The sequence below is a fragment of the Acetobacter okinawensis JCM 25146 genome (genome assembly GCF_000613865.1).
In the GTDB taxonomy this organism is placed as follows: domain Bacteria; phylum Pseudomonadota; class Alphaproteobacteria; order Acetobacterales; family Acetobacteraceae; genus Acetobacter; species Acetobacter okinawensis.
Genome location: NZ_BAJU01000001.1, coordinates 123,419 through 146,869, shown reverse-complemented (window position 1 = coordinate 146,869; position 23,451 = coordinate 123,419). Strand labels below are relative to the sequence as shown.

The window sequence follows — 23,451 nt, the reverse complement described above, 5'->3', positions numbered from 1 at the left end:
TAGCACAGCATACGGGGGGCTGGCGAAATTACTGGGTCAGGCCCAGCACCTGCGTTGTTTTATCAAAAACTTCCTCACACAGGTCTGGGTGACGAGCGAGCTTTTGCCCGAATGATGGAATGATCTGGCGCAACTTGTCTGTCCATTCCGGCATTTTTGTGGGGAAGCATTTTTGCAGAACATTCAACATGATTGGCGCTGCGGTAGATGCACCGGGGGAAGCCCCGAGCAGCGCGGCAACGGATCCGTCCTCACTGGCGATTACTTCCGTGCCAAACTGCAGAACGCCCCCTTTGGCTGCATCTTTTTTGATAATCTGCACACGCTGGCCTGCCACAACCAGTTCCCAGTCCTTGGCCTGAGCGTTGGGAATAAAGTCCTGCAGAGCCTTAATGCGGGCAGCCTGCGTCTGCATGACCTGTTCGATCAGATATTTGGTCAAGGCCCAGTTATCCCGCGCGACCGCCAGCATGGGACCAATATTATCGGCCCGCACCGAAAGCGGCAGGTCCATCAGAGACCCCTGCTTTAAAAAGCGTGTGGAAAAACCGGCGTAAGGCCCAAACAGCAAGGCGGGACTACCATCGATCATGCGTGTATCAAGATGCGGCACAGACATGGGGGGAGCCCCAACGGATGCCTTACCGTAAATTTTGGCATGGTGCTGGGCAATCAGGTCCGGGTTGGTGCACCGCAGGAACTGCCCACTGACCGGAAAGCCACCAACGCCCCGCGCTTCTGGAATCCCTGTTTTTTGCAGCAGGGAGAGCGCTCCTCCACCACTGCCGATAAAGACAAAGCGAGCTTTGACCTCACGCTGGGTATTCTGCCGCAGGTCACGTATTTTCAGATTCCAGCCGTCAGTGCCATTACGGGTAATGTCACTCACCTCATGCTGCGTGTGCAACGTGCAGGCCGGTGTGCTGGCAAGATAGGTGAACATCAGGCGGGTCAGGGCACCAAAGTTAACATCCGTTCCTTTAAGGCTACGGGTCAGGGCCAGCTTCTGCCCGGCAGGGCGGTCACGCATGATCAACGGTGCCCACTGGGTGATCTGGGCCGTATCCTCTGTATATTCCATGCCAGAGAACAGAGGGTGCTGGGCAAGGGCTTCGTAACGTTTGCGCAGGAACGCCGCGTTATCTTCCCCCCATACAAAGCTCATGTGCGGGACGGGCGTTATAAAGCTTTTAGCGGACACAATAATCTGGTTTTCCACCAGATAGGACCAGAACTGGCGAGAAATCTGGAACTGTTCGTTCACCCCCACAGCTTTGGAAATATCAACGCTGCCGTCTGTTCCCTGAGGCGTGTAATTCAGCTCACATAGAGCGGAGTGCCCGGTGCCTGCGTTATTCCACGCATTGGAACTCTCTTCCGCAACGCTGCCCAGACGCTCGAACACGCTGATGCTCCATTCCGGCTGGAGTTGACGCAGCAATGTTCCAAGCGTTGCACTCATAACGCCGCCGCCGATCAGGACGACATCAACGGAAGAAGCGGTATCGGTCGTGGTGGAACTCATTATGGTCTCCGCGTTGTCAGCCTCGCCCGCCGCCGCGCCTGCGTATGGAAACGGGGCCAAAGATAACAGCCGGAATGCTCCTACTCCTTCGTGCTTGCAAGGCATTACGGAGCAGTCACGGCCTTATTATTGAATGCAGTATAGGCACAACTGGGCCAAAACACCTTTTCATCTCTGCGAGAGCAGAGGCTCTGGCCGAACTTTATACCCCGGCTCCACGTTTCTCCCTTACGATGCCCGGCCAATGCGCCGGGTGAACCGCACAAGGACGCAGCCAGCATGGGCACTATTGTCAAACACGGGAGCGCACATTGGGAAGGGGCGATCAAAACAGGCAAAGGCACTGTCTCCACCCAAAGCGGAGCACTCAGCCAGCAGCCCTATGGCTTTAACACCCGCTTTGAAGGCACGCCCGGCACCAACCCGGAGGAGCTTCTGGGGGCTGCCCATGCGGCCTGTTTCTCCATGGCTTTGTCACTGATTCTGGGGGATGCAGGGCTGACCCCGAGCAGCATTGATACACGGGCCGATATCAGCCTGAGCAAAACAGACACAGGGTTTGAGATTACCTCCATCGCCCTGACCCTGAAGGCCAGAGTGCCAGAAGCCACTCAGTCCCAGTTTTTAGAACTGGCCAACAAAGCCAAGGAAGGCTGCCCTGTTTCCAAACTATTCAGGGCACCCATTACGCTGGATGCTACTCTGCTCGGGTAAAGGGGTCAGCCCCCCATCTGGGCACGGTGGCGGAGCAGGTGGTCTGCCAGTACGCAGGCCATCATGGCTTCCCCCACGGGAACAGCCCGAATACCCACGCAGGGGTCATGCCGCCCTTTGGTAATGACCTGTGTTTCCACCCCATCCTTGGTAATGGAGGGAACAGGCGTTAACATGGAACTGGTCGGCTTGACTGCAAAACGGGCCACAACCGGCTGCCCGCTGGAAATACCCCCCAGCACCCCTCCGGCATGGTTGGACCCAAACTCCAGCACACCATTGCGCATGAACAGGGCATCGGCATTTTCTGGCCCGCTGAGTGAGGCTGAGGCAAATCCGTCCCCTATCTCCACCCCTTTCACGGCATTGATGCTCATGAAGGCTGCTGCAATGTCCGCATCCAGCTTGCCATAGATTGGTGCACCAAGCCCTGGGGGCACACCATCGGCCACAATCTCGATCACCGCTCCGATGGATGAGCCATCCTTGCGGATACCTGCCAGATAGGCAGCCCAGTCATCCACCACCCCTGCATCGGGGGAAAAGAACGGGTTGCGTTCCACCTCCGCCCAGTCCCAACGGGTACGGTCTATATCCTTCGGGCCAAGCTGGACCAGTGCACCACGGACCTGCACACCAGCCCCCAGCACCTTGCGCGCCACAGCCCCTGCGGCAACACGGCAGGCTGTCTCCCGCGCGGAAGAACGCCCTCCGCCGCGATAATCGCGTATGCCGTATTTAAGGTCATACACAAGGTCAGCATGACCGGGGCGGTATGTCTGGGCAATGTCACCATAATCGCGCGAGCGCTGGTCCGTGTTCTCAATCATCAGGGAGATGGGAGTCCCTGTGGTCTGCCCTTCAAACACACCGGAGAGAATACGGACCTGATCGGGCTCCTGACGCTGCGTGGTAAAGGCGGACTGCCCCGGCCGCCTGCGGTCCAGAAAAGGCTGAATATCAGCCTCACTCAACGCAATGCGTGGCGGACAGCGTCAATGACGCAGCCGATCGCAGGGCCATGGCTTTCGCCCCACGTGGTAACCCGGAACATATGCCCGAAAGTATTGTAGGACACGGCGGTTTTTAGTCTCCGGCAACAGAAATATCGGGAGCGGTCGGGTTTTTCATACCCACAATATTGTAGCCACAGTCAACATGGTGCACTTCGCCCGTAACACCGGAAGACAGGTCGGAGAGCATATACAGCCCTGCCCCGCCCACTTCCTCAAGCAGCACATTGCGCTCGAGCGGTGCGTTATACTGGTTCCACTTCAGAATATAGCGGAAGTCACCAATACCGCTGGCAGCGAGCGTCTTGACCGGACCGGCAGAAACCGCGTTAACGCGGATCCCTTCCGACCCAAGATCGGCCGCCATATACCGCACGGAAGCCTCAAGCGCTGCCTTGGCCACGCCCATAACATTGTAATGGGGCATCACACGCTCAGCACCCAGATAGCTGAGTGTCAGCAAGGAACCGCCATTCTTCATCAGGCTGGCAGCCCGGCGTGCAACGGCTGTAAAAGAGTAGCACGAAATATCAAGCGCGGTCAGGAACGCATCACGCGGGGTGTCCACGTAACGTCCCCGCAGGAACTGTTTGTCCGCCCAGCCAATGGCGTGAACAACAAAGTCCAGCTCGCCCCATTCGCGCTCAATCACGGCAAACGTTTCGTCTATGGCTGCGTCATCGGTCACGTCGCACGGCAGAACGAGCTTTGCGCCAACGCTGTCCGCCAGAGGCTGCACGCGCTTGCCCAACGCCTCGCCCTGATAGGTAAATGCCAGTTCACCTCCCTGCGCGGCCACTGCGGATGCAATGCCCCATGCGAGAGAACGGTCATTGGCAACACCCATCACCAGACCTTTTTTGCCCTTCATCAGCGTGCCTTTTGTGGGCAGTACGGCGTTGGGAGAAGACATGTGGGAACCTCAACCTACTTGTTTCGGAAAAAATTCTGGGTTTTCTGTAGGGGTGGTCGCATACACCGGCGCGTGAAACAAGCCCAAAGACGCATGGACATGCTTTAAACTCACATCGGGCAGGAGTATGGAATCACACACGAAAGAGAGCAACGCCCCTTTCCATGACATTTAGAGCAAGAGTGCGCCCCATGCCCGAAACAGACCCCAACGCGCCCACAATCCCCTTTGTCGAGCATCCCCTGCTAGACCTGAACGCAGACCCGTTTACCCTCTTTGACGCATGGCTGCACGACGCGGAAAAAACCGAACCCTGCGACCCCAACGCCATGGTGCTGGCAACCGCCACAACAGAAGGACGGCCGTCTGCACGTATTGTCCTGCTTAAGGGGCACGACCGCCGGGGGTTTGTTTTTTATACCAACATGTTCAGCCGCAAAGGGCGCGAACTGGCCGACAACCCATGTGCCTCGCTCCTGTTCTACTGGAAGAGCCTGCGCCGCCAGATCAGAATCGAAGGGAACATTACCCCGGTCTCCGATGCAGAGGCAGATGCCTATTTTGCGAGTCGGAGCCGTATATCCCGCCTTGGGGCCATTGCCTCCTGCCAGTCCCGCCCGTTGGCGGACCGGGATATTTTTGAAAAACGTCTCAAGGATGCGGAAGAGGAGTTTGGTGACGGCCCCATTCCCCGCCCCGAAAACTGGTCCGGCTACCGGGTCAGCCCCCAGCATTTTGAGTTCTGGCAGGAACGTCCCTACCGCCTGCATGACAGGGCCATATGGGAACACCATGGGAACGGATGGGACGTTACGCGGTTATACCCGTAAAGCCCACTCCCGGTTTTCCATCCGAACCCAAGCAGACCACCGGCACAGACATTAAAAGGAGCGATATAATGAAAGACGTCCGCAAAATTCTGCTACCACTCCCCAGCACGTCCAATGCCGAGGCCGCTCTGGCCCGTGGCGGCATGTTTGCCCGCCGGTTTGGTGCCCATCTGGCCGTGCTGCACGTCCGCCCCGATGGACGCGATATTGCCCCACTGGCTGGTGAGGGCATGTCGGGTGCCATGGTGGAAGACCTCATGCGCTCCGCTGACCACGAAAGCGCACGCCATGCCCATGACGTGCACACGCTGTTTGAGCGCTATGTGGCCACCCAGCCCGACATTAAGGTTGTGCCGCTGCACAGCACCTACCCCCAGGATGCTCCCAGCATCAGCTTTACCGTAGCCCGTGGTGTGGAAAGCGAGATTATTCCCGCACAGGCTCGCCTGTCAGACTTTACGCTGGTCCCCCACCCCGATTCCGGGGATGAGGTATCCTCCTCCGAAACACTGCACGCAGTTCTGTTTGATAGCGGACGCCCTGTGGTCATAGCCCCCCGCACAACGCCCCAGGAACCAATCAGGCGCGTATGCATTGGCTGGAACGGCACTGCGGAATCCTCATCCGCCCTGCGTGGTGCGCTTGCGTGGGCCCATACGGCAGAGGCTGTGCGGGTACTGCATTGTGGCGATTACCAACGCCGCGGCCCCAGTGCAAAGGATGTGGTGGAATATCTGGCAGCCCACGGCATTCAGGCCGATACGGTGGAGTTCCAACCGGTGGATCGGGATGTCGGCAAGGGTCTGCTAGCTGCCTGTCAGGACTTTAATGCCGACATGCTGGCCATGGGAGCTTACTCGCACTCCCGCCTGCGGCAGCTTATTCTGGGGGGTGTTACCCGCCATGTGCTGGAATCAGCCAACATTACGGTTCTGATGAGCCGCTAAAACCCCCCGGTTCTCAGATTTCCGCCCCGCTCATGGCGTGCGGGGCGGGTCTGGGACTTCAAAACTCATGCCGTCCCATGCCGCCTCCACCCCCTCGGGCAGGTTCTGGCGCATCCACTCCCAATCCATCTCCATTCCCATATGGGTCAGGATGAGACGTTGGGGTTGAATCCGGGCCTTCCATTCCAGCACCCGGTCCAACCATGCATGCGCGCCGTGCGGTGTTTTTTGAAAACAGTCCACCATCCATGTCTGCACTCCATGCAGGCACTCCATGGCCTCGGCTGGCAACTCCACCACATCCGTACTGTAAGCAAAGGTTCCGCAGCGAATACCCATGGATGTGACATAACCATGGTTCTGCTCGAACAGAGTAAACTCATACCCGCCAATGCCAACAGAACGCCCCAACGTGACAGGACAACCCACCAGTGCTGCGCGAAAAAAATGTGGCGGTGTGACGGGCTTGAAAACATAGGCGAAGCGCTGCTGTAACTCCTCCAGCACGTCAGCAGTGCCGTAAGCGTTAATAGCTCTGCCAATCTGGCGGTTAATGCCCCTTAACTCATCAATACCAGCAACGTGGTCCGCGTGTGTGTGGGTGTAAATCACATGATCAAACGCGCTTATACCATGCGCCAGCAACTGGGCCCGCAGGTCCGGCCCTGTATCAACAAGAACGCCGCACCCATCCCCCATCCGTAAAAAAATGGACGTGCGGGTACGCCGGTTACGCGGTTCAGCCGGGTCGCAGCTCCCCCACTGACCGCGGCCATTCTCCCCACCAAGAGCCGGCACGCCGGACGATCCGCCACACCCAAGCACACTAACCTGCATACCCAGCACTCTCCCGCGTTAACGCACCTTGCGGAACAACCGCTGAAAATTACGGGTTGTCTGCTCCGCAAAAGCATCAACCTCCAGCCCCCGCTCGTGCGCAATACGCCTTGCCGTATGGGCAACAAACGCTGGCTGGTTGCGCTTGCCGCGCTGGGGTACGGGCGCGAGGTAAGGCGCATCCGTTTCCACCAGAATACGGTCTATGGGTAACTCACGGGCAACACTGCGAATTTCCTCACATTTGGGAAAGGTTGCGATACCGGAGAAGCTGACATACCCGCCCAGCGCAACCACCCGTTCGGCCAGTTTAGGGCCTGAGGCAAAACAGTGCAGCAGAATGGGGAAAGCCCCTATAGCGGACTCTTCCTCCAAAATCGTCGCAACATCCTCATCTGCCTGTCGTGCATGGATAATGACGGGAATATCCAGCTCCCGGGCTGCCTGAATGTGCCTACGGAAACTTTCCTGCTGAAGGGGGCGGACTGCTTCCTGACCATGGAAGTAATCCAGCCCGGTCTCACCTATGCCTATCACCTCCGGCGTATCTGCCAGCGCCACAATATCCTGCACCGCAGGAACAGGCACTTCCTCCACATGATCGGGATGAGTGCCTATGGTGCACCAGACCCGCATGTCGGGGCTGCCAAAACCGGTCAGGCGCTTTTGCTGTGCAGCGTGGGACAGGCGTGTACCAATGGTGACCATGCCACTCAGCCCCGCCTCTTTGGCGGCACTGAGCAGAACAGGCAATTCCTCATCCGAAAAATGATCGAGATGGCAATGAGAGTCGATCAGTCCTGGCATGGATGCTGTGGTCATGACGGCTCCGGTTCAACATAACGGGGGAAAATACCCTGCGGGGCAGGCAACTGCCGCCCTCCGGGGAGAGGCACCTCCAGAGCTGCAAATATCCGCTCATCCTGCGCCACACCAAGCTGGTCCAGCATACGGGCCATGCTGTCCGGCATAAAAGGCTGAAGCATGGTGGCAATGCCGCGCAGTGCATCCAGCAGAACGCGCAGCACATCAGCCATACGCTCCACATCCGTCTTGCGCAGCGCCCATGGAGCCTGATGGTCGATATAGGCGTTACAGGCGCGGATCACTTTCCACACATCTTCCAGCGCATCGGTCAGAGCGCATCGCTCAAACTGCGCGCCCAGCAGTTGTGGCAGAACAGATACCTGCGCCAGAAGCTTCTGGTCCTCTTCTGTCAGGGTTCCGCGCTCGGGCAGAATGCCACCACAGTTGCGCGCAACCAGAGACAGCGTGCGCTGCGCCAGATTGCCCAGATCGTTGGCAAGCTCGACGTTATTGCGCGTTATCAGTGCCTTGCGCGACAGATCGCTATCTCCACCAAACGGCACCTCGCGCAGCACAAAAAACCGCACGGCATCAAGCCCGAACTCTGCCACCAGTTCCCTTGGGTCAACCACGTTCCCCAAGGACTTGCTCATCTTCTGGCCTTCAATGGTCCACCAGCCGTTGGCAAAGATTTTTTCTGGCAGTTCAATTCCCGCTGCCATCAGGAAAGCTGGCCAGTAGATGGCATGGAAGCGCGCAATATCCTTGCCAACAAGGTGCAGGCTGGCAGGCCAGAAGGCCATGCGCTGCGCATTCGTATCCGGGTAGCCAAGTGCGCTCAGGTAATTGGCCAGCGCATCAAACCACACATACATGACGTGCTGCTCATCACCGGGCACGGGTATGCCCCATTTAAAGCTCGTGCGGCTAATGGAGAGGTTGCGCAACCCCTGCTTGACAAAGCTTATGATCTCGTTCCGCGCACCGTGCGGGCCAAGGAATTCGGGGTGCCGGTCATACAGTTCTAGCAGACGGTCCTGATAATCGGACAGACGGAAAAAATAGGAAGGCTCCTTCAGCCACTCCACTGGTGCCCCGGTGGGGGCGACCTTTTTGCCGTCTGGCCCTTCAATCAGCTCATCTTCGCCATAAAAGCACTCGTCACGCAGGGCGTACCAGCCTCGTAGGCATCCAGATAAATCGCGCCGTTATCTGCCACCTTGCGCCACAGGGCCTGTGCGCCCGCAATATGGCGGGGGTCAGTCGTGCGAATAAAGTCATCATACGAAATGGCCATGGCATCGGCCATCGCCCGGAAATTGGCAGAAACACTGTCCGCAAATGCCTTGGGGGCCACTCCGGCTGCCTGTGCAGCCTGCTCCACCTTCTGCCCATGTTCGTCCGTACCGGTCAGAAAAAAGACATCATCCCCGGCAAGACGATGGAAGCGCGCCAGAACGTCTGCTGCGATAGACGTATAGGCGTGGCCGATATGCGGTGCTCCGTTCACGTAATAGATGGGGGTGGTGACATAAAAACGACGGGTCATTGTGCGCTCGCAATCGTCATAGCTTCAATAAGAGCTTCCTGTTTATCCAGATTAAAGCGTTCCGTCTCGGTATGAACACGCATAATCTGCTCCCATGCGGTGGCAAAAGCCATGCAATGCGCATTGCCCGCCTTTGCGGCCTGCCGCGCGGCACTTTGCAACTGGTCTGCCAGCAAGGAAAAAAAGAGGGCAAAACCATAGTCCTTGCGCAGGACGGCCTCGGCTATTTCGTACCCGCGCAGGCACTGACACCTTGCAGCACTTCTGTAACCAGTGCGGCCACGCCGCCATCCGTGTCACTCGACAAGGCTACAGCCTTGCCCGGCGCTCCATGCGCCTGCGCCAGAATACGCATAAATTCCTGCTCTGGCAGGTCCGGCCACAACATGGACAGAACCCGCCGCATGTCCGCCTCTGGCAATGCAGAAAGTTCAAGCCTGCGGCAGCGGCTCCGTATGGTTGGCAGCAAACGCCCCGGGGCTGAACTGGTTAAGAGCAGTACGGTGGCAGGCGGCGGCTCTTCCAGAATTTTAAGCACCGCATTGGCGGCACTCCGGTTCATCCACTCCGCACCATCCACAATCACCACACGCCAGCCGCCTTCGGCCGCAGTCCGGCGCAAAAAGGCATTGATAGGCCGAACGTCATCCGCCACGATCTCCTGCCGGTAGCGGTGCTTTTTTTCATCATAACCACGCTCGACCACCAAAAGATCGGCATGGGTTGCGGCTGAAATGCGACGTCCTGCCAGACTGCCCTCACCTTCCCCCCCAGCCAGGATTCGGGCCAGGGCGAAGGCAAACGTGGCCTTGCCAATACCGGGTGGACCGGTCAGCAGCCAAGCATGGGGCATGCGCCCCTTGCTGAATGCCCCCCGGAACAGAGCGAGTTCGGCACTATGCCCCTGTAAATGGAGTGATGCCAGACGCGGAGAAAGAGGGGCTGCATCAGACATCGGGCAATCTGGGCAAAATGTCTTTCATGATCCGGCTGGTCACAGCCTCTTCACTGCAATGATCGGTTGTCACGCAGTGCACGCGCTCTGGGTGCTGCTCCGCTATAGCCCGAAACCCTGCGGCAATACGGGCATGGAAAGCCTCATCCGCCTGTTCGTAGCGATCTGTTGGCGCACCCCGTACGGCCAGACGCTGCCGCGTGATCTGCCGGGGAGCCTGAAGCAGAAAGGTCATATCCGGCGCAAGGCCAAGCTGGGCCTGCAAGACGGCGATCAATTCCAGAATTGCCGCCTCCCCCTCCGCACGGCCATAGCCCTGATAGGCCATGGTCGAATCCGTAAAGCGGTCGCACAGCACAATGCGCCCCTGCGCCAGAGCTGGACGAATGACCTGATCCACATGATCAAACCGGGCGGCAAAATGCGTCAGAATTTCTGAACGGAGGGAAAGAGGCGCCTGCCCGAACAACAGTAATTCACGCAGGGCCTCCGCCCCGGCGGAACCACCGGGCTCGCGCGTGGCCAGCACTTCGTACCCATGGGATTGCAACGCATCGCGGAGCAGGCGGAGTTGCGTGGATTTACCAACACCCTCCCCCCCTTCCAGCGTTATGAACACTCCTTGCGCCATAACCTAGAGGTGCAGCCGTCTGCTCGCACGCCCAAGCAGGCCAAGCGCTGGCACAGCCTGCCCTGCCACAAGGGGGATACTCGCTTTTCTGCCCCCCGGCAGCACCACGGTCAGTTGCCCGAGCACCTGCCCATCCTGCACGGGGGCAATCACCGGGCTGTCATAGTCGATGGACACACGGGTGCTGTTCTTCCAGCCATGGGGCAGCAGCATTTTAAAATCCTGCGCCGCAAGCAGAGGCACGGTCTGGCTTGCCCCCATCCATACCGGGGCCTGATCCACGATCTCGCCCTTGCTGATGATCTGCGCGGTTTCAAAATTAGCAAACGCCCATCCCATCAGGCGTTCACCTTCACGCCCACGCGCGCCATCTGTTGGCAGGCCGTTAATGGCCATGACCACACGCCGCCCATCCCGCTCTGACGAGGCGCACAGACCAAACCCGCCAGCGTCCGTGTGGCCGGTCTTCAGGCCATCCGCCAGCCCCTTGACCACCAGAATGTTGCGGTTTTCCTGATGTATCTTGTTGAAAACAAATTCTTTTTCGGAAAAGAAATGATAATATTCAGGAAAATCATGGATCAGACGCAACGCCAGATAAGCAACATCCCGCGCGGACATATAGTGATTTTCCGCAGGCCAGCCGGTTGCATTCATAAAGTGCGAGTTGGTCAGCCCCAGCTTGGACGCCGTATCATTCATCAAGGCGACAAACTGCTCTTCGGAACCGGAAATCCCTTCAGAGAGCACAATACAGGCGTCATTCCCTGACTGAATGACCATACCCTGAATAAGGTCCTGCACGGCAACACTCTGCCCCAGCGGGACAAACATTTTGGAGCCCTGCATGCGCCATGCCCGCTCGCTTACCGGGAGCATCTGGTCCAGCTTGAGCCGCCCGGCCCGCAGCATGCCAAATGTGACATAGGCCGTCATCATCTTGGTCAGGGATGACGGCGGCATCCGCTCATCCGCATTTTTTTCCAAAACGGTGGTGCCGCTGCCATAATCCAGAATGCAGGCCCAGCGTGCCATTGTATCCACTGGCCCAACAGGCGTCATGGCCGGTGATTCGGGCACAACACTCCCTGCCGGAGTCACCGCTGCGGAGGCAGAGGACGATGTTGCCCCATGCCGGGGGCGCGCAACCGCACTACCCACCAGCCCACCAGAGATAAGGGCTGCGCCCCCTGCGAGTAAAAACCGTCGAGTCTGCAAAGCTATTCCCTATTCGACGACGATGTGAGAACCAGTTAACCCATTTAACAAGGCCCGTTTAAGGGCTGCGTCTGCCGCACTTATAGTCGCAAACGGTCCCTGCCGGACAGCCCACATCATGCTTTGGCCAGACATAACTGGCCGCACCACGCCACCGTGGCCGCCAGCCTGCATCATTGCAGCGGAACGGGAGGTAAAATCCATGGTTTCCACCCAAAGCATGCCCGGTGCGGCGTAACCCTGTGTGTAAACCACCGGCAGGGCGGGCAGCTGCACCCCTGCGGGCGCTGCTGCCTCGGCCCCGCGGCTCCCCGCCACGACAGAAGTATCCTCCGCATTACCAAGGCTGGACTGGAGAACCTGCTCCTTGGGCGCTGCCTCTATTTGCAGGGCAACACCTCCGGGCAGGGTTTCAGCCAACTGGCGGCTTGCGGCTTCGTCCTCCACAATTCTGACCTGCGTGGGGTCATTGCCCATACCCAGCAGGTTAGCCGCCTGCGTGGAGAGTGCCAGCGCACGCCCGATCTGGGCTGGCCCCCGGTCATTGACCCTTACCCGCACCTGCCGCCCGTTCTCCAGATTGATAACGGTCACAATGGCGGGCAACTGGAGTGTAGGGTGGCTTGCCGTCATGGTGGCCATGCTGCGCACCTCACCATTGGCGGTCAGTTCACCCTCACGCCCGTTCTGGCGCACGGCAAGGCCGGTCCCCTGCCACGCAAATTCTTCACGCGGGTAAAACCACTGGCCATCCGCCTGCCACGCAGACCCCACGGTATAGTGCACATCCGCACGCGGTGGTGGCGTGGGAGAGCACGACACCACAAGCAGGCAGCATCCCCCAAAAACAACTTTCTTCACGTTATGGCATCACCCAAAAGCCCTACGGCCAATGCATAGAAATCCGAAGGATTGTACCGCCGGATCACGTTAAAATTGTGGTAGACGATAAATGCTTCCCCACCCGGACCATCCGGCCGGATGACGGCTCCCTCGCTCACGGATGCATTAAAGTCCCCTACACGCGGCCTTACTCCCTGCTGCCGCCACCACGCAAGTGGTCTTGTCTGGCTACGGCCAAGCTGGGACTGCTCAAGTGTATCGGGGACAAAAACGCCCTCCCCCCAAGGCTGACCAGCCTGCCAGCCACACCGCGCAAGGTAGTTGGCAATGGAAGCAAAAACATCGCCTTCGTTATGCCATATATCCGCACGCCCACCCGCAGCGTAGCTCGCAGCATAACGCAGATAAGCACTGGGCATGAACTGCGGCTGCCCCATAGCACCTGCGTAACTCCCCAGCATACCAGCAGGTGCTACCCCAGCCTGCTCAAGCACATGCAGCGCCTTGAGCAACTCCGCGCGAAAAAAGCTGGCACGCCGCCCATCATAAGCAAGAGTTGCCAGAGCATCGATAACAGAGAACTTGCCCATGCGGGTGCCATATGCGGATTCCAGCCCCCATATGCCAGCAAGCGCTCCCCTGCCTACACCATACAGGCCGCTGATCTGCCCCAGCAGCCCTGCGCGCTGCTGCACGGCAGCCAGGCCATCGTTCATTTTTTTCTCGCTCAGAACACGGTCTTTATACTGTGCCCATGTCAGCGTGAATTCAGGTTGGTGCCTGTCTGCCTGCAAAACCTTGGCATTGGGGGCTGTCGTCAGCGCCAGTGCCTGCGCAACAACAGAAGGCGAGACTCCCTGCCCCTTAGCCTCCCGCGCAACCCCGGCCAGAAAAGTGGCATAGGCACCGCGCGCCGTATGCCCCGCCTTTTGCGCATGACGCGCGTAAACAGGTGGAGCAAGCAGCAGGGTACTCCCTCCAAGCAGCAGTTTTCTACGTAACATGGGCACGATCCGCCTTGCAGACGACACAGGAGCTTACAGTATCCTGCTTTTACGACTCTGTCAGGCTATGTTGCGCGCTTTAAAATCCATTCCTGCACAGGTGCCTCACACCTCCAAAGCTTGACAGGCGGTGCGTAAAAGAGCCTGTTGCCGCAGCTTGTGTGCATAAAACAGACCATACCTGCGTGCTGGAGACCAAGCCCCGCTGTGCTGGACCATTTTCTGGAACTGACCGCCTCACAACCTCTTGTGCAGGTTTTGATAGTTATTCTGGCCACTTTTGTGCTGGAAGACGCGGCAACCGTTATTACGGCCATTCAGGTCCATTTACACACGATCAGTATCCCCCATGCCCTGATGGCTCTGTACGTAGGCATTGTGGTGGGCGATGTGGGGTTGTACGCACTGGGGGCTCTGGCCGCCAGATGGCCACGCGCAAAACGGTGGATGGCTACACCCCCCGAGCAGATGCAGCAGACATGGTTGAGCAAGAACCTGTTCTGGGTTGTGTTTATCAGCCGGTTTGTTCCGGGCACCCGCCTGCCACTCTATACGGCCTGCGGTTTTTTCCGCGCAGGTCTGCTGGTTTTTACCGCGGCAACCACCTGCGCCACCCTGATCTGGACAACAGCGCTTTTCCTGCTTTCGTTGCGAGTGGGCGGGGTATTGCTGGCCCATCTGGGGGCCTGGCGCTGGGTTGGCGTTGCTGGCTTTATCGCTGTTATCATTCTTATGGGGCGGCTGGTTGCACGCTCCCAAAAACGCAAGATGTGACTTTGCCCATGCCCTCCGTCCCCCAAAATGAGAAACAACCCAACCCGCTTTCGCTGTTTGAATTCTGGCCCCGCTGGCTGTTTTACACACCTGTCGTGGCTTACTGGATTCTGCTGGGCCTGCGCTACAGGGACGTAACTCTCCCCACCGCAGCCAACCCTCGCATAACCACGGGTGGCCTGTGTGGGGAAAGAAAAAGTGACCTACTGGATATGGCCGGGCCTTATGCAAAACGGTGGATTGCACCCTACGCAACCCTGACAACCGGCCCAGATGACTTAAAGAACGCCATACAGGCCATGCACGACACGGGGCTGAGCTTCCCCGTTGTGGTAAAACCCGACATCGGCTGCAACGGGACAGGCGTTAAACTAGTCCACACGCAGGACGAGCTGGCGCAGGTCTGCGCCGCGTTCCCGCGCAATATCGACCTTGTTATTCAAAAGCTGATCATATGGCCGCATGAGGCAGGACTGTTCTACATCCGCCATCCGGATGAACCCACCGGCCGCCTGACATCCCTAACCTACAAGGACATCCCCTTCCTGACCGGCAACGGGGAAAACACGGTTCTGGAACTGCTCAAGCAGGATGCCCGCACGAGCAAGGTGCTCCATATTTACACTCCGCGCCTGCAAAGCAGCCTGCATACCATTCCGCCCAAAGGCCAAAGGCTGGATCTGGTTTTTGCTGGCAATCATTGCAAAGGCGCTGTCTTCCGCAATGGCATAGCCGATATTACCCCGGAGCTAACGCAGCGGATTGACCAGATCATGCACGATATTCCCGATTTTTACTTCGGACGCATTGATCTTAAATTCCGCTCAGTCGCCGATCTGGCGCGGGGAGAGAATTTTGAAATCATAGAAATCAATGGGGTTGGGGCCGAAGCTATCCACATCTGGGATTCCACCACCACCCTGCGCGAGGCCTATGCAGCGCAGTTCCTCCATTATGGGGAAAGCTACCGCATAGGAGCAAAAAACAAGGCCGCAGGCTGGAAACCCACAAACCTGTGGTATGGCCTGCGCCTGTGGCGAGAACAGAAAAAGCTGCTAGCGTCCTACCCGCTCAATGACTGAGCGGAGCAGACGCCAGCGCGTTACGCTGCTCCTGCCCCAGCCGGGAATGCCGCCGACCGTAAAAACGATAACAGCCCCATCCACATAACGCATAAACCGCCAGAAGCAAGGCTGGCACGGGGTCGCCCCCCATTAACGCCAGAAACATATCCCAACATAATGGCGCAACCATAAAACCACAGAACAGCATACCCAGCAAAGGCACGTAACCCACCCATACACCGCGCAACACAAAGCCACCAAACGGCACCACAAAGGCACGCTTGTATTCAGGCGCTGTATTGCGCATCCATATGACAGTAAAACAGACAATGCCAAATGCTGTAGCCGTACCCAGACTGACCAGATCACCAATAATATCAATGGGCAGCACGGCAGTAGCCAGCGCCACCACGCAACCCAGCAAAATGCTGCCGATCCATGGTGTCTGGTAGCGCCTGTGCAAACGGGCAAAAACTGAAAACAACAGGCCATCTTCCGCCATGGCAAAAAAGATGCGGCTCTGGGCGTACAACAGGCCCATAAGAACCGAGCATAACCCCACCACCGCACCAATCTTGACAAACAGGGCCAGCCACGGCTGGTGCATGGCGTTGACCGCAATAGCCAGTGGGTCTGCAACATCCAGCGACTGCCATGGCACAACGCCAATCAGCACGGCTGCTACCACCATATAGACGCCGGTACAGATCAACAGCGACAGCACAATACCCACGGGCACATCCCGCTTGGGGTTTCTGGCTTCCGCCGCCGCAGTAGAGACTGCTTCAAACCCGACATAGGCAAAAAAGATAACGGATGCCGCCCGAAAAATACCGGGGACGCCATAGCGGAACCCACCCTGATACGGTGGGATAAACGGTGTCCAGTAAGCCGGATGCATCTGCCAGATGCCCAAAGCCACAAAAACCGCCAGCACACCTACTTTAAGCACAACAATAAGGGAGTTGATTTTAAAGGATTCACGCACCCCCAGAATCAGCAGGGATGTCACCGCCAGAATAGACATGGCCCCCAGCAGATCACACTGCCCGTGAGCCGCCATGTGCCTGTTAGCCCCCTGATAGACGACCTCAAGAGTTGTCGTGTGCAGAGCAGCAGGAACGTGCACGCCCAGATCTTCCAGCAGACTTGCCGCATAACCCGAAAAACCTGCCGCCACCCCGGCGCATGAGATGCCGTATTCCATTAGAAGCAGCCAGCCCACAGCCCAAGCCCACCCTTCTCCCATAGATACATAGGCATAGGTATAGGCCGACCCCGAAACCGGCATGACAGACGCCAGCTCCGCATAAGACAGGGCTGTAAACAGGCATGCAATCCCTGCAACAACAAATGACAGCAGAATGGAAGGCCCGGCATAATTGGCCGCGGCCGTACCAGTCATGACATAAATGCCAGCACCAATGGTTGAGCCGACACCCAGCATGGTCAACTGCCACGGCCCCAGCGTTTTTTTTAGCCGTTGCCGTGTGTTTTCATGCTCAATTCTGGCAAGGCTCTTTCGGAGTTGGGGGCGGCGGGCATGCTTCATCCTCTCCACCATTCACCCGGCAAAGTGGAAGATCAGAAAAGCCACTCCGCCAACCACCATGCAATACCATGCAAAAGGCGACATCGCCCAACTATCATGGCGGCGGAAATACCGCATGAGGAAGGCCGTGCTGGCCAGAGCCGTCAGCCCGGACACAACGGCCGCCAGCAGGGCAATATGCATCTGCCCCGGGTCAATGGGCGTGTGGCGCATTTTAAAGGCCTCTCGCACCGTTGCGGCAATAATGACAGGCTGGGCCATAAGGAAGGAAAAGCGCGCAGCCGCATCATGGTGTAGTCCGCGCAGCAGCCCACCACAGATTGTTGCCCCCGAGCGTGACAGGCCGGGAAAAAAAGCAAAGCATTGGAAAGCGCCAATAAACAGCGCATCACGCGATGTCAGGCTAGCCAGATAACGGACATCCTTCCTGACCACACTGCCCCGCAGTTTTTCCACCACAAGCAGCAGAACTCCGTTGAGGAACAAGAACAGCGCAGCAGAAGACGCGGAACCGAACACGCTGCGCAACCAGTGTTCAAACAGGCCGCCAATAATAACAGCAGGCACGGTAGCAAGGCAGATCAGCCACAGAATATGCAGGCTCTCAAGCTGGATCCGATGCCCGAACGACCCGAATGCCCCTTTGCAAAGTGCCAGCCAGTCCTGCCAGAAAAAGATCAGCAGCGCGACCGAAGTCCCCATATGCAACATGACCAGAAAAGGCAGAAAAGTCGGGTCATGCAGGTCATAGGACCAGTGCAGCAAAGACGGCAGGACAACAGCATGCCCAAGACTGCTGACAGGAAAAAGCTCCGTAGCGCCCTGAAGCAGCGCCATGATAAGTGCCTGAAAAAGGGACATGTGCGTTTAGGGTTCCAAACTGGCTGATATCTGAGCGCTGTCCTTGCACCATGCGCCCAAGTGCTGCAAGGATTTCGTCCTGTTTAACATTTTGTGCAAGCACACATTTGCAATAAGGGCCAAAAGCAACCATGAGCCGACAAAACCACATAGGCGCGATTATGTGCAGCACTCTGGTTCTGGCTGCTGCAACCGGGTTTGGGCTGTATGCGACCAACACCCAGAAAACACCGGGCAAAACATCCTACGAACTTTCGGCCCGCTTTGTCTCAGCCAATGGTCTGGCGCGCGGTGCGGATGTTGATATTGCCGGTGTAAAGGTTGGCCGCGTTTCCAGCATTATTCTGGACCCCGCATCCCAGATGGCTATTGTCCATTTCCGGCTTGATGGTGCGCTCCACCTGCCGACCGACAGCACGCTGACAATAGGCAGCAGCACCCTCTCCTCCGACAATGCCTGATGATCGAGCCGGGCAAAGCCACAACCGTTGCTCAGGCGGGCCAGATGATGACACACACACTGGAGCCATCCAGCCTTGAGCAGCAGGTCAGTAATTATATTTTTGGTGCAGGCAACCTGGACCAGTAGGCCAATTCCTTCCAACCAATCAGTTTTTTAAAAAAAAACTGACAAGATGGATTGACGCCCCCCCTTGGAACAGATACATAACCGCCACCAACCAGTGGCGGCGTAGCTCAGTGGTAGAGCAGGGGAATCATAATCCCTTGGTCGGAGGTTCAAATCCTTCCGCCGCTACCAAATTTCCTTAAAAAACAGGCATTTATTTTATCATCACAGCATGTGTGAGATAAATAGCCACGCCTTATTTGGCTTCATGGTCAAACGACCGAGCCATCACCCTGCTCCATATGCATGGCTACAGGGCAAAGGCTGGATCATGGCTTGGGCAATCAGCCTTCGGAGAGTTCCGGCTGCGGCTCGGCGGAAAGGTCTTTGACCTCAGCCGCGTTATCATTTTCCATTTCGGTCTGGTCTTCTTCCTCTTCCTCGGAAGAATTGGCTGCAACCCGCTGCTGCCGGGCAGCCTGACGCTCCGCACGCTCCTGCTGGCTCTGCTGTGCAGCCTGCGCCATTGCGTTCAGAATACGGAAATAATGCTCGGCATGCTGGAAGTAAGCTTCCGCCGCCACCCGGTCACCGCTGCCTGTTGCATCGCGGCCGAGCTGAAGATATTTTTCAAAAAGCTGCTGTGCTGTGCCTCTGACCCGCACATCGGGGCCATGACTGTCAAAAACATGATTCCGGTTCATGGGAATCTGGCCATTCAACTGCCTGGACGCTCCATTGCTCCCGCTGGAACGATGGTGTCTGGTACGCATCCGTTTTACATTCATGGGTTTGTCACAGTGCTTTCCTGTTCATGGCACTTTGCATGAAGAAACAGTCCGATACAAAAGGCATGTTCCTGAATGAAGGCCGAATTGTTTTTTCGGAATGGGCTTTTGGCGGCAATCTGTTTGTTTTGCCGGAAGAAAAGCCCTTACCGCTCATCCACCGTGGCAGATTTTATTAATCTGCTTTCTGCCGCAGGACTGAGCGTTATGATAATAACAATGCTCAACAACAAAGCCAACCGGTTTTTTCAGTTTCCGGCATATGGCTGCCCCTGGCGGAGCACAATGCAGCGCGCTATGCCTGCCAGATCAGGCATAACCTGCACAACTTCCAGCCCATTCTGCGCCGCTATGTCACGCAATGCAGGCTCCTGCCCTATGCCAAATTCAAAAATACCAACGCCATTGTGCTTTAAGAGCCGGGGCAGACAAGCACAGAGGTGCCGGTAGGCATCCAGACCATCCTGCCCACCATCAAGTGCCCGCACGGTTCATGCCGCCGCACCTCCTCCATCAGACCATCCAGATCGGTGGTGGGAATGTAGGGCGGGTTGCTAAAAACAACGTCAAACCGGCTTTGAGTACTCAGGGCCTCAACCCACTGGCCAGCCATAATCAACGCCCGTGCGGACATGTTGCAGCGCCGGGCATTCCCATAGGCCAGAATGGCCGCTGCCGGATTGACATCCACCCCCACACCCCATGCCTTCGGGTATTCCGCAAGTGCTGCAAGCAATATGCAGCCTGTCCCCGTTCCCAGATCAAGGAAGGACAAGTCTGCATTGTGGTCAGGGCAGTGCTCCAGCAGCGCTGCAATCAGGGTTTCCGTATCCCCCCTAGGCACCAAAGAGGCTGAAGAGACCGACAGATCAAGACTCCAGAACCCCTTGCTGCCCGTAATATAGGCAAAAGGTTCATGCTGTGCGCGACGGGCCACCCATGCCAGAAAAGGCTCAACAGCCACACAATCACGCACGGACAGAGCCAGCATGGCCTCCGGCGTCAGGCCCAGAGCATGCTGCAAAAGCAGACGCGCCTCCCGCCGGGGGTTTTCCACCCCCGCATCGCGCAAAAGTGCCGCCCCGTTTGCCAGCAACTCCTGTATAGGCTGGTGATGCGGTGTGTTTTCTGCTTTGCTTTGCACTGTCATTTCAACAAATCGTCCGATCTGCACATATCAAATGCCTGCTTCCCGCTTTTTCTCAATCCTTGGACCTTTACGGCCATGACCTGCGCGGGTCTGCTGTTGCCTGCGCATGCCGCCATGGCTGGCGAGTTTCGGTCACCGACGAAAAAGCGACATGGAAATTTCCGAGGTCTCACGCATTTATCTGGACGGCAAGCTGGCGTCCGTCTTTCGGCTTGATGATGGCACACGGTACAAAACCGTGCGCATTCCCACCCCACAGGGGCGTCTGGACCACACCTACACATTGTGCGGAGAAATTACCATTCGCACGGTGGATGGGCGGGTAGAAACGCATGAGGTCAGCAGTAGTGGTCTTCTACACAACCCCGATGGCCGCCACTTTTACGCTTTAGGCTCTGGTGGCTTTACCGATTTTTATCTGGTTGACCCACAAGCCCCCGAAGCTGCCGAGCGCATCCCCGGTCGGGGGGAGGTCTGCTCCACCCCGATCAGCTAAACAGGTTAAAAGCCCGCATCCGCCATAAGGGCGGCCTGCTCTTCCTGCGTCAGCGCATCCACAAACTCGTCCAGCTCACCCAGCATGACCCGATCGATCTTGTACAGCGTCAGGTTGATCCGGTGGTCCGTCACCCGCCCCTGCGGGAAATTATAGGTCCGGATCCGCTCTGACCTATCCCCCGTTCCTACCTGTGAGCGCCTGTCTGCAGCGCGATGCGCATGGGCCTGCTCGCGCTCACGTTCGTACAGACGGGCCCGCAGGATCTTCATCGCCTTGGCACGGTTTTTATGCTGGCTTTTTTCTTCCTGCATGGACACGACAATATTGGTCGGCAGATGGGTAATGCGCACAGCACTTTCGGTTTTGTTCACATGCTGCCCACCAGCGCCCGAAGCCCGAAAAACATCTATACGCAGTTCGGCTTCGTTAATCGTGACATCCACCTCTTCCGCCTCTGGCAGCACGGCCACAGTAACGGTGGATGTATGGATACGCCCCTGTGCCTCGGTCGCAGGCACGCGCTGCACACGGTGCACACCAGATTCGTATTTAAGGCGGGCAAAAACACTTTTGCCGTTAATTTCGGCAATACCACCACGCAGGCCGCCAAGTTCGCTCTCGTCATAATCCATAACGGTAAAGCGCCAGCCTTTAAGGTCCGCATAACGGCGGTACAGGTCAAACAGTTCTGCGGCAAACAGGGCTGCCTCGTCCCCCCCGGCAGCGGGGCGCACTTCCAGAATTGCGCTGCGCTCGTCCGCCACGTCCTTGGGAAGAAGCGCCAGACGGACCTCACGCTGCAATTGGGGCAGTTTTTCACGCAGTTCCGCAAGCTCTTCGCCCGCAAGCTCCTGCATTTCAGGGTCGGACAGAAGGGATTCTGCCTGCACAATGCTTAACTCGGTTGCGCGCAGGTCGTTAATACGGGCAACAACCGGTTCAATTTCAGCATACTCGCGGGATGCCTGCGTAAAGGCATCCCCACTTAACCCGCTCGCCAGATGCGCTTCCAACTCAAGCGCCCGACTGGCAATACGGTCCAGCCGCTCATCAAGGTTCATCGCGCAAAAACACTCCGCGCATCAGACAGCAGGGCATCTGTCGCCACTTCATCTTCCTGCCCGGTTTCCATGCTTTTGACACGGAACACACCACGGGCCAGTTCGTCTTCGCCCAAGAACAGGACATGGCTTGCATTCTGCTTGCCTGCCCGCTCCATCCGCTTACGCAGCGACCCTTTGTAGCCTATTTCCGTCCGCACCCCCTGCTGGCGTAGGGCCTGCAAAATCTGGCACACGGCTTTTTCGTCAGGCGAGCCAACGGGGATCAGCACCACCGAGCGTGGAGCCTCTGGCGCGCTCTCCAGCAACATGCCCAGACGCTCAACCCCGGCGGCCCAGCCAATGGCTGGCACTTCCGGCCCACCCATCTGCTTGACCAGACCATCATACCGTCCACCCGCCAGAACTGTCCCCTGCGACCCCAGACGGTTGGTCACAAATTCAAATGTGGTGTGGTTGTAGTAATCAAGCCCGCGCACAATGGCTGGATTAACCGTGTACGCAATGCCAAACAGATCAAGCTTGAGGCGCAACTCATCCCAGAACGTACGTGCCTCAATGGTCAGGAATTCTTCCATCATGGGCGCATTGGCGACAAGCTCGCGATCACCTGCATCCTTGCTATCAAGAATACGCAGCGGATTTTTTGCGAGCCTGATACGGCTATCTTCGGACAACCTGCCCTCATGCGCAGAAAAATACGCAACCAGAGCCTGCCGCCAGGCATCCCGACTGGCGGCATCGCCCAGGGTGTTCAACTCAAGCGTTACGTATTGGGCAACCCCCAGCGCTTCCAGAACGGCATAACCAAGGGCTATGGCTTCCGCATCAGCCAAAGGCTCAGCCGCTCCCAGCAGTTCCGCGCCAATCTGGTGGAACTGGCGGTAACGCCCCTTTTGTGGCCGCTCGTGGCGGAACATGGGGCCGGTATAGAACACCTTCTGCGGCAGTGACTGTGTGAGCGCATTTGTGACAAGTGCCCGGCAAATAGCTGCCGTACCTTCTGGCCGCAGTGTCAGGCTTTCCCCGTCACGGTCGTTGAAGGAATACATCTCTTTAGAGACAACATCCGAAGTATCGCCCAAAGAGCGGGAGAAAACACGGGTTTCTTCAAAAATGGGGGTGGACCATTCATCAAACCCGTAAAGACCGGCAATATGGCGCGCGGTGCTGACCACGCGCGCATGGCGGCGTTGCTCTTCTCCAATAAGATCGTGCGTTCCTCTTACGGGCTGAATGCTGCTCACGGCCTGTTTTTCCTGATTGACGCACACGCCCTGCGGGCTGTGCGGCCTGATCCATGTGTAATTTATGATGGGCGAACAAACCCCACCCACGACCTGAGATA

General features: G+C 57.5%; 19 protein-coding genes, 1 tRNA gene and 5 pseudogenes. 8 read left to right on the top strand and 17 right to left on the bottom strand.

The window, feature by feature from the left end:
- Positions 1–28 precede the first annotated feature (28 nt).
- Complete coding sequence (locus JCM25146_RS00735; protein WP_277909527.1) at positions 29–1,528, bottom strand: malate:quinone oxidoreductase; 1,500 nt, start codon at positions 1,526–1,528, stop codon at positions 29–31.
- A 276-nt stretch (positions 1,529–1,804) separates the two neighbouring features.
- Here JCM25146_RS00735 and JCM25146_RS00730 point away from each other — a divergent pair, with 276 nt between their 5' ends.
- Positions 1,805–2,239 (top strand): OsmC family protein, encoded by a 435-nt coding sequence (locus tag JCM25146_RS00730; RefSeq protein WP_035371655.1) that lies wholly within the window; start codon positions 1,805–1,807, stop codon positions 2,237–2,239.
- 5 nt (positions 2,240–2,244) lie between these two features.
- Here JCM25146_RS00730 and aroC read toward each other — a convergent pair.
- Together aroC and fabI are read right to left on the bottom strand one after the other, a co-directional pair.
- A pseudogene (gene aroC, locus JCM25146_RS16230) lies at positions 2,245–3,317 on the bottom strand (chorismate synthase).
- Between the two features lie 8 nt (positions 3,318–3,325).
- The gene (gene fabI, locus JCM25146_RS00720) at positions 3,326–4,165 is read right to left on the bottom strand and encodes an enoyl-ACP reductase FabI (RefSeq protein WP_025825124.1); all 840 of its coding nucleotides are present in this window, start codon (positions 4,163–4,165) and stop codon (positions 3,326–3,328) included.
- 191 nt (positions 4,166–4,356) lie between these two features.
- On the opposite strand from fabI, the gene pdxH reads away from it, so the two are divergent.
- Both pdxH and JCM25146_RS00710 read left to right on the top strand, forming a co-directional pair.
- On the top strand, positions 4,357–4,995 hold the full coding sequence (gene pdxH / locus JCM25146_RS00715; RefSeq protein WP_025825123.1) for a pyridoxamine 5'-phosphate oxidase: 639 nt from the start codon (positions 4,357–4,359) through the stop codon (positions 4,993–4,995).
- 68 nt (positions 4,996–5,063) lie between these two features.
- Positions 5,064–5,942, top strand: a complete 879-nt coding sequence (locus JCM25146_RS00710; RefSeq protein WP_025825121.1) for a universal stress protein — start codon at positions 5,064–5,066, stop codon at positions 5,940–5,942.
- A gap of 30 nt (positions 5,943–5,972) precedes the next feature.
- Here the strand turns inward: JCM25146_RS00710 and JCM25146_RS00705 are convergent, their stop codons facing one another.
- The 8 genes and pseudogenes from JCM25146_RS00705 to JCM25146_RS00670 form a co-directional block, all read right to left on the bottom strand.
- Entirely contained in the window at positions 5,973–6,779 is an 807-nt protein-coding gene (locus JCM25146_RS00705) for an MBL fold metallo-hydrolase (RefSeq protein ID WP_025825119.1), read from the bottom strand.
- An 18-nt stretch (positions 6,780–6,797) separates the two neighbouring features.
- Positions 6,798–7,586 carry a TatD family hydrolase gene (locus JCM25146_RS00700; protein ID WP_025825117.1) on the bottom strand — a complete coding sequence of 263 codons (789 nt, stop codon included), beginning with the start codon at positions 7,584–7,586 and terminating at the stop codon, positions 6,798–6,800.
- 11 nt (positions 7,587–7,597) lie between these two features.
- Positions 7,598–9,135: pseudogene (metG, locus tag JCM25146_RS16225) on the bottom strand (methionine--tRNA ligase).
- A pseudogene (locus JCM25146_RS16220) lies at positions 9,132–10,090 on the bottom strand (DNA polymerase III subunit delta'). Before JCM25146_RS16220 ends, metG begins: the two co-directional pseudogenes overlap by 4 nt.
- Entirely contained in the window at positions 10,083–10,721 is a 639-nt protein-coding gene (tmk, locus tag JCM25146_RS00685) for a dTMP kinase (protein WP_025825115.1), read from the bottom strand. Before tmk ends, JCM25146_RS16220 begins: the two are co-directional and overlap by 8 nt.
- Positions 10,722–10,724: 3 nt before the next feature.
- Positions 10,725–11,939 carry a D-alanyl-D-alanine carboxypeptidase family protein gene (locus JCM25146_RS00680; protein ID WP_025825113.1) on the bottom strand — a complete coding sequence of 405 codons (1,215 nt, stop codon included), beginning with the start codon at positions 11,937–11,939 and terminating at the stop codon, positions 10,725–10,727.
- A gap of 9 nt (positions 11,940–11,948) precedes the next feature.
- The gene (locus JCM25146_RS00675) at positions 11,949–12,800 is read right to left on the bottom strand and encodes a septal ring lytic transglycosylase RlpA family protein (protein WP_025825111.1); all 852 of its coding nucleotides are present in this window, start codon (positions 12,798–12,800) and stop codon (positions 11,949–11,951) included.
- Entirely contained in the window at positions 12,797–13,786 is a 990-nt protein-coding gene (locus JCM25146_RS00670; protein ID WP_025825109.1) for a lytic murein transglycosylase, read from the bottom strand. The genes JCM25146_RS00675 and JCM25146_RS00670 overlap by 4 nt, the downstream gene beginning before the upstream one ends.
- A 207-nt stretch (positions 13,787–13,993) precedes the next feature.
- Between JCM25146_RS00670 and JCM25146_RS00665 the strand changes: the two genes are divergently transcribed.
- Both JCM25146_RS00665 and JCM25146_RS00660 read left to right on the top strand, forming a co-directional pair.
- Positions 13,994–14,560, top strand: coding sequence for a DedA family protein (locus JCM25146_RS00665; RefSeq protein WP_025825107.1), 567 nt, complete (start codon positions 13,994–13,996; stop codon positions 14,558–14,560).
- Between the two features lie 8 nt (positions 14,561–14,568).
- Positions 14,569–15,642 carry an ATP-grasp domain-containing protein gene (locus tag JCM25146_RS00660; RefSeq protein ID WP_025825105.1) on the top strand — a complete coding sequence of 358 codons (1,074 nt, stop codon included), beginning with the start codon at positions 14,569–14,571 and terminating at the stop codon, positions 15,640–15,642.
- Here JCM25146_RS00660 and JCM25146_RS00655 read toward each other — a convergent pair.
- Both JCM25146_RS00655 and JCM25146_RS00650 read right to left on the bottom strand, forming a co-directional pair.
- Entirely contained in the window at positions 15,632–17,176 is a 1,545-nt protein-coding gene (locus tag JCM25146_RS00655; protein ID WP_025825103.1) for an APC family permease, read from the bottom strand. The two genes, JCM25146_RS00660 and JCM25146_RS00655, sit on opposite strands and share 11 nt — an antisense overlap.
- A gap of 12 nt (positions 17,177–17,188) precedes the next feature.
- Positions 17,189–18,037, bottom strand: coding sequence for an undecaprenyl-diphosphate phosphatase (locus tag JCM25146_RS00650; protein WP_025825101.1), 849 nt, complete (start codon positions 18,035–18,037; stop codon positions 17,189–17,191).
- Between the two features lie 131 nt (positions 18,038–18,168).
- On the opposite strand from JCM25146_RS00650, the pseudogene JCM25146_RS16215 reads away from it, so the two are divergent.
- A pseudogene (locus JCM25146_RS16215) lies at positions 18,169–18,626 on the top strand (MlaD family protein).
- Between the two features lie 96 nt (positions 18,627–18,722).
- A tRNA-Met gene (locus JCM25146_RS00640) sits at positions 18,723–18,797 on the top strand.
- 152 nt (positions 18,798–18,949) lie between these two features.
- Here JCM25146_RS00640 and JCM25146_RS00635 read toward each other — a convergent pair.
- A complete protein-coding gene (locus JCM25146_RS00635) occupies positions 18,950–19,393 on the bottom strand; it encodes a DUF4167 domain-containing protein (protein WP_025825099.1) in 444 nt (147 codons plus the stop codon).
- Between the two features lie 248 nt (positions 19,394–19,641).
- Positions 19,642–20,543 (bottom strand): annotated as a pseudogene (gene prmC, locus JCM25146_RS16210) (peptide chain release factor N(5)-glutamine methyltransferase).
- Between the two features lie 151 nt (positions 20,544–20,694).
- Between prmC and JCM25146_RS00620 the strand changes: the two are divergent.
- Positions 20,695–21,039: a hypothetical protein gene (locus JCM25146_RS00620; RefSeq protein WP_242400810.1), complete on the top strand. Its 345-nt coding sequence runs from the start codon at positions 20,695–20,697 to the stop codon at positions 21,037–21,039.
- Between the two features lie 5 nt (positions 21,040–21,044).
- Here JCM25146_RS00620 and prfA read toward each other — a convergent pair whose 3' ends face one another.
- Positions 21,045–22,103 carry a peptide chain release factor 1 gene (gene prfA, locus JCM25146_RS00615; protein ID WP_025825095.1) on the bottom strand — a complete coding sequence of 353 codons (1,059 nt, stop codon included), beginning with the start codon at positions 22,101–22,103 and terminating at the stop codon, positions 21,045–21,047.
- On the bottom strand, positions 22,100–23,350 hold the full coding sequence (gene hisS / locus JCM25146_RS00610) for a histidine--tRNA ligase (protein WP_025825093.1): 1,251 nt from the start codon (positions 23,348–23,350) through the stop codon (positions 22,100–22,102). The genes prfA and hisS overlap by 4 nt, the downstream gene beginning before the upstream one ends.
- Positions 23,351–23,451 lie beyond the last annotated feature (101 nt).